This is a genomic window from Allosediminivita pacifica, assembly GCF_003054175.1.
Classification (GTDB): Bacteria; Pseudomonadota; Alphaproteobacteria; order Rhodobacterales; family Rhodobacteraceae; genus Allosediminivita; species Allosediminivita pacifica.
This window is the reverse complement of record NZ_QBKN01000059.1, coordinates 1-8,816: the sequence shown is the minus strand read 5'-3', so window position 1 is coordinate 8,816 and position 8,816 is coordinate 1. Positions and strand designations below refer to the sequence as shown.

The following is an 8,816-nucleotide window of genomic DNA, read 5'->3' as shown; positions in this document are numbered from 1 at the left end:
AGCGCTCGGCCACCTCCCTGACCGGGTAGCCCCTCTCCGTGATCTGCGCGACCGCGTCTCTCTTGAAATCGTCGCTGAACTTGCTGCTGCTCATCATGGCCTCCTTGCCTCAAAATTAGCGAAGAAGGCGTCCACGATACACGGGGCTATTCAGTGTTCCGCTGAGCTTTCCTGGCTAGAAGCGGAGCAGGAGCACTCCGGCGCCAGCTCGGCGTGGATAAAAATAAGGGAGTCACAGCAGCTCCAAAAATTGCCGTGCCGAAACTTTTCGACTATTTGACTAAAGATTATCCACCTACTACTAAAGGCATATCCCTTGGTGCCCCGGCAGCAAAGGGACTCTGCCAGGCCCATCCCAGCATCAGCACGATTTGAGCGGGAAGGCCGCCTGTGATTTTGCGCAGGGCTCTCCCCTTTGAACTTTGTCGGGCGGCTACGACCGCCCCATCGCGGGAGAGGGACATGAACCGCACAACCACATTCCAGACGCGCCTTCGCGGCAGCTGCGCCGCACTGCCATTCATGCTCACGCCGTCGCTTGGGCTGGCGCAGGTCGATGAGGAGGACTTCTATCTCGGGGAGATCGTCATCTCGGCCACCGGCTTCGAGCAACAGATCGCGGACGCGCCCGCGACAATAACCGTGATCTCCTCCGAAGAGATCGAGGGACGCTCCTACAGTGGGATCACCGACATACTCGATACCGTGCCGGGCATCTCGATCGAGTCGAGCGGTGGCGGCAAGCTGCCCGGCTCCAGTTCGATCAACATGCGCGGCTTCGGCGAGAACTACATCCTGTTCCTCGTCGACGGCAAACCGATCGGCGACAGCCAGGACGCCTACTACAATGGCTGGGGCAGCGGCCAGCGGACACAGCTTCTGCCGCCGCCTGCGATCATCGAACGCATCGAAATCATCCGGGGACCGATGTCCTCGCTCTACGGCTCGGCGGCGTCGGGTGGTGTCATCAACATCATCACCAAGCCCACGGCGGATGTCTGGACCGGGTCGATATCGATGGGCCAGACACTGCACGAGGATGGCGGCTCCTCGGACTCGCTTCAGACCAACTACTACCTGACCGGCCCGATCATGCCGGGGCGCCTCGGCCTGAGCTTCTACGGCTCGACATATGATCGCGAGCCGGACCGAGGGCTCGACGGCTTTTCCGGCGTGGAAAGGCGGACCAACGGGGTGCGGCTCAACTGGACGGTCACCGACAATCAGAACCTCGAACTGGACTACAGCAAGTCGCGGCAGAACACGACACGAAACCAGGAAGATGCCTCTGACCGCGAGATCATCACGACCCGGCAGGACACGTCGGTCGCGCATGAAGTCTACTGGGACAATGGCTTCGAGACCACTTCCTTCCTGAAGCGAGAATACGTGGATGTCGACGAGGGCAGCAACCTGTCCGCCTTCGAGCAGATCAACTTCAACACCAAGACGCTGATGGTCTTTGGCAGCCACATGATGACGGCCGGCCTCGACTACAAGCTAGAGAGGACGTTCCACAATGCCGACCGCTTCCCGGGTTCGATCAACACCGATCTGGAACGCTGGCATGCTTCGGTCTTCGTCGAGGACGAAATCAGCCTCACCGATGACTTCACGCTGACGCTGGGCGGTCGCTACGACGAGAACGAGGCCTTCGGCGACAACTTCACGCCGCGTGTCTACGGCGTGTGGCACATGACTGACACGATGACGCTCAAGGGCGGGATCAGCGGTGGCTACACCGTCCCCGCGTTGAAGCGGACGGATGACGGCATCGTCGAACAGGCCGGCCGGGGCCGCGGCTGGGACAAGGGGAACAGCGACCTCAAACCCGAGGAAAGCACCAACTACGAGGTCGGCATGGTCTGGAACCCGCGTTCCGATCTGCAGTTCGGCATGACCGCCTATCACACGCGGTTCACCGACAAGATCGACAAGGAGCGATTCTGCGACACCCCTGACCCAGAAGGCGACGGCGTCGAGGAAAGCGAGTGGGCCTGTACGTACAACGGCGAGACGCGGCAGTGGATCAACCAGTACATCAATCTCGACGAGGCCGAGATCCAGGGTGTCGAAGCGACGCTGGACTATCGTATCGGCGATTTCGATATCCGGGCCAACTATACCTATTCGCACAGCGAGATCACTTCCGGGGACAGCAAGGGGGAACGACTGAATTCGCTCCCGAAGCACATGGTCAACTTGTCCACTGACTGGCAGGCAACGGATAGCCTGAGCCTCTGGGGCAAGGCCAAGTTCAAGAGCGAAACCAATCAGGAGGCCAGCGAGGACCGGACACCGGGTTACACGCTGGTCGATGTTGGCGCGAGCTATGACTTCAACGACAGACTGCGTGGCAACTTCAGCATCGAGAACGCCTTCAACAAGGAGATCACAAGCGAAGACTATGGCTCCCTGCTTCCCGGACGGCGGTACTTCGTGGGCCTGACCGCACGCTTCTGAGCCGCATCCACGCGCGGAACAAGGCTGGGTTCACCGGTCTCAGGTGGACCCAGTGCCGTTTACGAAAGCCCCGAACCGTCGTGGATCGGCGTTATTCATGAATTCAAACAGCCGGCCAAACAAACTTCGGACGCATCAACGACTGGCGGCGTTGGGCCGCCCGATACAACCGATGTCCGCAGATCTTACTCTTTTGCGGTCGCGCTCGCCGGCATCGCTGCATGGTCAGTGTACGGCCCATCTCGGATAGAAGGACGAACGACCACTCGGGAGACATGGGACCGTTAAAAATGCTGCTGCCTGCATGAACGACCGCTCCGATGAATCTGCAATGCAGCGCTACCGGTCGCCATGGAGTACGGCAAAGGGCCGGCCGCGACGGACCGGCCATTCGTTCATCGCTCAGCACTTTCGGAGGATGAAGGTCGGCAGGGCCAACAATTGGGCATTCGCTGCAGTTGGTGAAAAAGTCTGCAGACGTAGGGCAGCCTCATGCGACGACGTCTGCTCCCGGCCTCGCGCGGCCTTTCTCAGGCCGAGGGGTGGCAAAGGCGCTTCGGAGCGCCATCTGCCGACAGAGTCCGAACCGCCTTGAGGTGGGTCGCCCGCGAAAGGACACGTGATGGATTTCTCGGAGATGTTCTACCAAGGCTGGGAGGGGATCGTGCGCACGATCATCGTGGGCGCTCTGGCCTATACCACGCTCGTGGCATCCCTCCGGGTCACGGGAAACCGGACGCTGTCGAAACTGAACGCTTTCGATCTGGTGGTCACTGTCGCGCTCGGGTCCGTCCTGGCGACGATACTGCTGTCGGAGGGGGTGGCGCTCGCCGAGGGCGTGACGGCGCTGCTTCTGCTGATCGGGCTGCAGTACGTCGTGGCGATGCTGTCGGTGAAGAGCCGTGGCTTCGCCAAGCTGGTGCGATCCGAACCGCGGCTCCTGTTGCGCGATGGCGAGCCGCTGCCGCAGGCAATGCATGCGGCGCGCGTCACCCGCGACGAGCTTGACACGGTGATGCGAACTTCGGGCTACACGGACCGTTCGACGATCTCGTCCATCATTCTGGAGGCGGACGGCTCGTTCTCGGTTGTAGGTACAGGTGACAAGGCAAGCGAGCGGCTCGAAGTCGCCACCGCCTCCAGGTAGCGGCTTTTACCCCTGATCCGCTTCCGGCCCAGAGTTGCCGTTCGCCGGTCGGCTCATCGCTGCGGCGCGGCTTCACTGAACCGGACGTTCGCGCATCGCGCATCTTTTTCGCCGCACGATTGCAGAAGCCGGTGAAGCCGAGCTCCTCGAGATCGCCATGCATCTGCTTCAGTGTCCACCGCGAGATGCCTGGTCACGGTATTGCGCGACACGCCCGTGCGCCGGGCAATCTCCCGGATCGACAGCTTCTGTGGTGGATGCATCAGCGGATGATGCTCAAAGGTCCCATGTCGACCTCTCCAATACCCCCGCCGATCGTCGCTTTGGGGGAACGCTGACATGGCTCAGGACTCAGTGAAAATGATCCGCAAACCAGGCTCGGTTCTGGATGGAAATCAACAGGCCCTGGGGCCACAAAAAACACTGATTGTAGCGGCTTTCAATCTTCGTGTCTGATCAGCCAGACACTCCGTTCACCAGCAACTCTTTGTAGCGCCTGAGGCTACCTTCGAGATGCGTACGCATCGCAGTAGCAGCCTTGTCACTGTCGGAGAGCAGAATGGCGTTGACGATCGCGGCGTGTTCGCTTTGCAGGTTCTCGTTCGCGGGCATAGGTGCATTTTGGCGATCACGGTCCGTAACCGGCACACTTGAGACCATGCCAATCTTCACGAGAGTCATCAACTCGGGAAAGCGTCGATTCTGCGCAGCCTCGGCGATGCGAAGGTGAAGCGTGTAGTCCGTCATGCGCGTCGACTGCCCGTCCCGGATGCATCGCCCGACTTCTGAGTGCGCGGCAAGGATGGCTTCTAGCTGTTCAGGGGATCGCCGCGCGGCCGCAAGGGAGGCTGCCTGGCTTTCGACTCCGATTCGCAGCTCAATCAGCTCGATGACCGACGAAATTCGCTCCAGAGACAGGTCCGCGAAGGGCGCGGCGATGGCATTCGGTTCACAGACGAAGGCGCCGACCCCACGGCGAACATCCAGGCGGCCTTCCGAGCGCAAGATCGCTATAGCCTCTCGCACGACCGTTCGGCTGACCGAATGTGCTTCTGCAAGCCCCACCTCGCTCGGGAGGCGGTCGCCGGGCTTCAACTCCGCTTGCAAGATTTGCTCGCGCAACCGGTCGGCCAGTTGTGTGACGCGGTGACGCCCGTCGCGCGGAGGGTCGGGCATGGAGAAAGGGGAGGCGGCAGCTTCCGTGTCTTCGTCCATACTACCCTCCGAAAGCCCACTCGATCACTCCGCGACCAACTTGCCGGACAAGTATGATGGACCGGAAAAGTGGCCTGGATAGTACGCATGACGAGGACGCGTAGCAACACGGTGGCCATACGGATGGGCGCCAGAACTTGATGCAGGGGACAAATGGCTTGCGTGGTCTGATAGCAGGCCCTATTAGTCCGACTGCAAGATACTGCAGTCTGATATCTAGAACCGGACCGATGATCGATGAGAATTGAGAGCGCAGCCGTACGGAATTTTTGGCACACGACTTTCCTGGAGCGCGACAGCGACGGTCATGACCATCCCGGCCCGGAGCGGCGCGTGAAAAAGGCCGTCCTGACCATACGGGCAGAGGACGGGACCGAGGGGCACGCGTTCGGAAGTGTCGATCAACTGCGCCCTCAACTTCTTGACGGCTTTATCCGGCAGGTCGTTGAAGAGCAGGACGCCTTCGCGCGCGAGCGGCTCTGGCAGGATCTCGCGCACTGGCAGCGCGGCAGTGGCGGTCAGCTCAGCGATCGGACGCTGGCGATAGTGGACGTCGCGCTTTGGGATCTGGCGGCGAAGCTTCTCGGCATTCCGGCTTACAAGATGGCCGGCTCTTACCGCGACAAACTTCCGGCTTACGGGTCGATCATGTGCGGCGACGAGATCAAGGGCGGGCTGGCGACGCCAGAGGATTACGGCCGTTTCGCCGAAACACTGATCGGCCGCGGCTACCGCGCGATCAAGTTGCATACCTGGATGCCGCCTGTCAGCTGGGCGCCTGACATCGCGATGGACCTGAGGGCTTGCGCTGCCGTACGCGAGGCGGTCGGACCGGAGGTGCCACTGATGCTGGACGCCTATCATTGGTACTCGCGAGAGCAGGCTTTCGAGCTGGGCAAGGGGCTGGAAAAGCTGAACTTCACCTGGATTGAAGAAGTGATGGACGAGCAATCCATGTCCTCCTACGCGTGGCTCGCGGCGGAACTGAGCATCCCGGTCATTGGGCCTGAATCGATGGGTGGGAAGTACCAGCACCGCGCCGAATGGATCAGGTCAGGCTCGTGCGACATTCTCCGAACGGGGGTCGAGGATGTCGGCGGGATCAGCCCCGCGCTGAAGACGATGCACCTCGCGGAGAGCTTCGGCATGAACTGCGAAGTGCATGGGCACGGCCTCGAGAATCTGCTGATTTCAGCGGTCTCGAAGAATTGCCGCTGGTACGAGCGCGGTCTGCTGCACCCGATGCATGATTACGACCGCGTGCCCGATTACCTCAACGCGCTGCCCGACCCGCTGGACGCTGACGGTTTCGTCCATCTCTCACAGGCGCCGGGCATCGGTTATGACATCAATTTCGACTACATCGACGCAAATCCGGTCGAGTGACCGGGCGCCCGATGGACCACCTATGAGGAGGAGGAAGAGCAATGGACAGACGACAGTTCCTAGGATCGACCGCAGCGACGGCCACCTTGATCGCGGGCGCGGCACCCTTTGCGGCGCGGGCCGAGACGCCGGATAACCAGCTGGCCGTCGGCTTCTCGATGGCGAACATCCTCACGCTCGATCCGGCCGGCGCGGGCAGCAAAGAAAAGGTGCAGGTCACAACAAACATCTACGACGGGCTCGTCGGCATCGATCCTGCGGATCGCTCGCAGGTGCGCGGCGAACTGGCGGAAAGCTGGGAGATTGCCGAGGATGCGAGCTCGATAACCTTCACGCTCCGTCCCGACCTGAAATTCGCCAGTGGCAACCCGCTGGAAGCCGAGGACGTAATTTGGTCGTTCACCCGCGTGCTTCGGCTCAACCTTGCCCAAGCGACGAACTTCACGATCCGCGGCTACACGGCCGACGCTGCCGAGACGTTGTTCGAGGCACCCGACCCACGTACCGTCGTCGTCAACATCCCCGAAAGGACCGATCCTCAGATCATCCTGATGACACTGGCCATCGCCGGAACGGGCGCCGTGCTCGACCGCGCGACAGTCATGGAGCACGAAGTGGACGGCGATCTGGGGTCTGCGTGGCTTGCCACCAATACCGCCGGATCCGGGCCGTTCGAGCTTCAGACCTATCGGCCTGGCGATCTGGTCGTGCTGGCGCGCAATGAAAACTACTGGGGTGAACCCGCAAATATGGACCGGGTGCTGATGCGACACATCCCGGAGAGTCAGACCCAGCGACTTCTGCTGGAGCAAGGCGACCTGGACGTCGCTTACTCTCTATCTGCCGCCGATTTGGGTTCGCTCGAAAGCAACCCGGACGTGGTAGTCACGAATGCGGTCGGCAATGGTCTCTACTACCTCGCAATGTCTCTGGCAGACGAAACCTTGCAGGATGCACGGGTGCGCGAGGCGATCATCAAGCTCATCGACTACGACGGTATCAACCAGTCAGTGATGCAGTATTATGGCGTCAAGCACACCAGTCCAATCCAGATCGGCCTTGGTGGCGAAACCTTCGACAGCTCGGTCGAGCGCGACGTCGAGGGCGCAAAGGAGTTGCTGGCAGAAGCCGGCTACCAGGACGGGCTAGATCTGACGCTGCGCGCGCTGTCCGAAAGTCCGTTCGACAATCTCGCGGTTGCCGTCCAGGGCGCGCTTGCCGAAGGCGGCGTGCGCGCGCAGTTAATTACCGGCGGCGGCGAGATCGTCTACGGCGCGATGCGTAACCGCGACTTCCAGCTTCTCGTGGGGCGCAGCGGCGGTCAGGTTTCGCATCCCGACGGCGACCTGCGCTCGATCGTCTACAATCCCGACAACAGTGACGATGCAAATCTGACGGGTCTTTTGAGCTGGCGGGTGTCCTACCACGATGCTGCGATCAACAGCCAAATCGCAGAGGCCCTCGAACTGTCGGGCGATACGCAGCGGGAAGCCTACGCCGAGATCCAGCGCGAATACGCGGCGGGCGCACCACCCATCCAGCCGATCTCGCAGGTCACGGATTCCGTCGCCACGCGCGCCGACGTGACTGGTCTAACGATCAGTCCGGTCTGGCAAACCAAACTCGCTTCTGTCGGCAAGGACAGGTGATCCTTTCGCTACAGACGAACTTGGCTCCACGGCGCACCATGGGACGCAACGGTCAATCCAGTTGGAGGCTCCCCTCTCAATTGGTCCACCCACTGAGATAGAATGATCCCGTCATCGAGAGGACCAGAGAATGGCTGGAAGGCGAGAGCGCCGACGCCCGGCTCCGCAATGAGTTGCTCGACGCGACTGTCTTCTATTCGCTCCGCGACGAGCAGACCCTCACCGAGCGGTGGCGGCGCCACTACAATACCGTTCGACCACACGGTGCCTTCGGCTACATGTCCCAGGTACCGGAGAGCATCGTGTCCGTCGAGCGTCAGCCAACCATGCAATAATGACAATCAATGTGGACCCATTGGTTGGGGCAGTTCAGATGACCCGATTGAATGTCCACTATCGCCGACGATCGCGGTTGCCCGCGCGGCCGCAGCGAAGGTCGGATATCCGCCCTTCGTGTCGATAATCCCCGTACCGCTCGGCACAGCCCAACTGAATGTCCAGTTCTTTGGCTGGCCGTGGCCGCGCTCGCGACTGCGGCGAATGTCGGCTGCCCGCCCTGAATGACGGTAGTCGCTCACAGCCCGAGACGACCTTCGCGCCTAGCGCGTCAAACGGGCGTTTCCGGTCCTCGGCGGACCGTTGGCCCCGACGAGGAGCATGACCGGTCCTAGTCCAGTCTTCTTGTTCGCACTCTCACCCTAGGCCCAGGGCGGCACTTTCCTTCCCACGGAAGCGAGTGAAGGCCTGATTTCGCTACAGACCAACTACTCGCGACGATTCTCCACCAGGTAGTCAAACCTCGCCACAATGCGCGCGATCGCCCCCATTGTGGCTGCGTTTCACTCTCGCCCCTCAAAAATGGTAACCGACCGATTGGGGCCGCCTGCCTGAGGCTGGGGTTCCGAGGTAAGACACGTGCATAACGACGTCGTTATGCACGTGTCTTATTCGGAGGA

At 61.2% G+C, this 8,816-nt stretch carries 7 protein-coding genes and 1 pseudogene; 5 read left to right on the top strand and 3 right to left on the bottom strand.

Annotated features, from left to right (window positions below; translation table 11 throughout):
• Window positions 1–97 (bottom strand): transposase (locus tag C8N44_RS22445; protein ID WP_146178905.1); only part of this gene is annotated, 97 nt, incomplete at its 3' end.
• A gap of 365 nt (window positions 98–462) precedes the next feature.
• Here C8N44_RS22445 and C8N44_RS22440 point away from each other — a divergent pair.
• A complete protein-coding gene (locus tag C8N44_RS22440; protein WP_107978932.1) occupies window positions 463–2,463 on the top strand; it encodes a TonB-dependent receptor domain-containing protein in 2,001 nt (666 codons plus the stop codon).
• Between the two features lie 622 nt (window positions 2,464–3,085).
• On the top strand, window positions 3,086–3,610 hold the full coding sequence (locus tag C8N44_RS22435) for a DUF421 domain-containing protein (protein ID WP_107978931.1): 525 nt from the start codon (window positions 3,086–3,088) through the stop codon (window positions 3,608–3,610).
• A 125-nt stretch (window positions 3,611–3,735) separates the two neighbouring features.
• On the opposite strand, the pseudogene C8N44_RS24000 reads toward C8N44_RS22435, so the two are convergent.
• Window positions 3,736–3,873: pseudogene (locus C8N44_RS24000) on the bottom strand (helix-turn-helix domain-containing protein); the annotation flags it as partial.
• A 193-nt stretch (window positions 3,874–4,066) separates the two neighbouring features.
• The gene (locus C8N44_RS22425; protein ID WP_210204217.1) at window positions 4,067–4,825 is read right to left on the bottom strand and encodes a FadR/GntR family transcriptional regulator; all 759 of its coding nucleotides are present in this window, start codon (window positions 4,823–4,825) and stop codon (window positions 4,067–4,069) included.
• A 333-nt stretch (window positions 4,826–5,158) separates the two neighbouring features.
• Here C8N44_RS22425 and C8N44_RS22420 point away from each other — a divergent pair, with 333 nt between their 5' ends.
• The 3 genes from C8N44_RS22420 to C8N44_RS24235 all read left to right on the top strand — a co-directional run bounded on the left by C8N44_RS22420 (window position 5,159) and on the right by C8N44_RS24235 (window position 8,195).
• The gene (locus C8N44_RS22420) at window positions 5,159–6,211 is read left to right on the top strand and encodes an enolase C-terminal domain-like protein (RefSeq protein WP_244641191.1); all 1,053 of its coding nucleotides are present in this window, start codon (window positions 5,159–5,161) and stop codon (window positions 6,209–6,211) included.
• Between the two features lie 41 nt (window positions 6,212–6,252).
• Complete coding sequence (locus C8N44_RS22415) at window positions 6,253–7,860, top strand: ABC transporter substrate-binding protein (RefSeq protein WP_107978929.1); 1,608 nt, start codon at window positions 6,253–6,255, stop codon at window positions 7,858–7,860.
• Between the two features lie 113 nt (window positions 7,861–7,973).
• Window positions 7,974–8,195 (top strand): integrase core domain-containing protein, encoded by a 222-nt coding sequence (locus C8N44_RS24235; RefSeq protein ID WP_107978928.1) that lies wholly within the window; start codon window positions 7,974–7,976, stop codon window positions 8,193–8,195.
• Window positions 8,196–8,816 lie beyond the last annotated feature (621 nt).

Excerpts from the sequence above, each read along its gene's own strand:
- C8N44_RS22425 (WP_210204217.1), bottom strand. The coding sequence starts at position 4,825 with ATGGACGAAGACACGGAAGCTGCCGCCTCCCCTTTCTCCATGCCCGAC.
- C8N44_RS22435 (WP_107978931.1), top strand. The coding sequence starts at position 3,086 with ATGGATTTCTCGGAGATGTTCTACCAAGGCTGGGAGGGGATCGTGCGC.
- C8N44_RS22415 (WP_107978929.1), top strand. The coding sequence starts at position 6,253 with ATGGACAGACGACAGTTCCTAGGATCGACCGCAGCGACGGCCACCTTG.
- C8N44_RS22440 (WP_107978932.1), top strand. The coding sequence starts at position 463 with ATGAACCGCACAACCACATTCCAGACGCGCCTTCGCGGCAGCTGCGCC.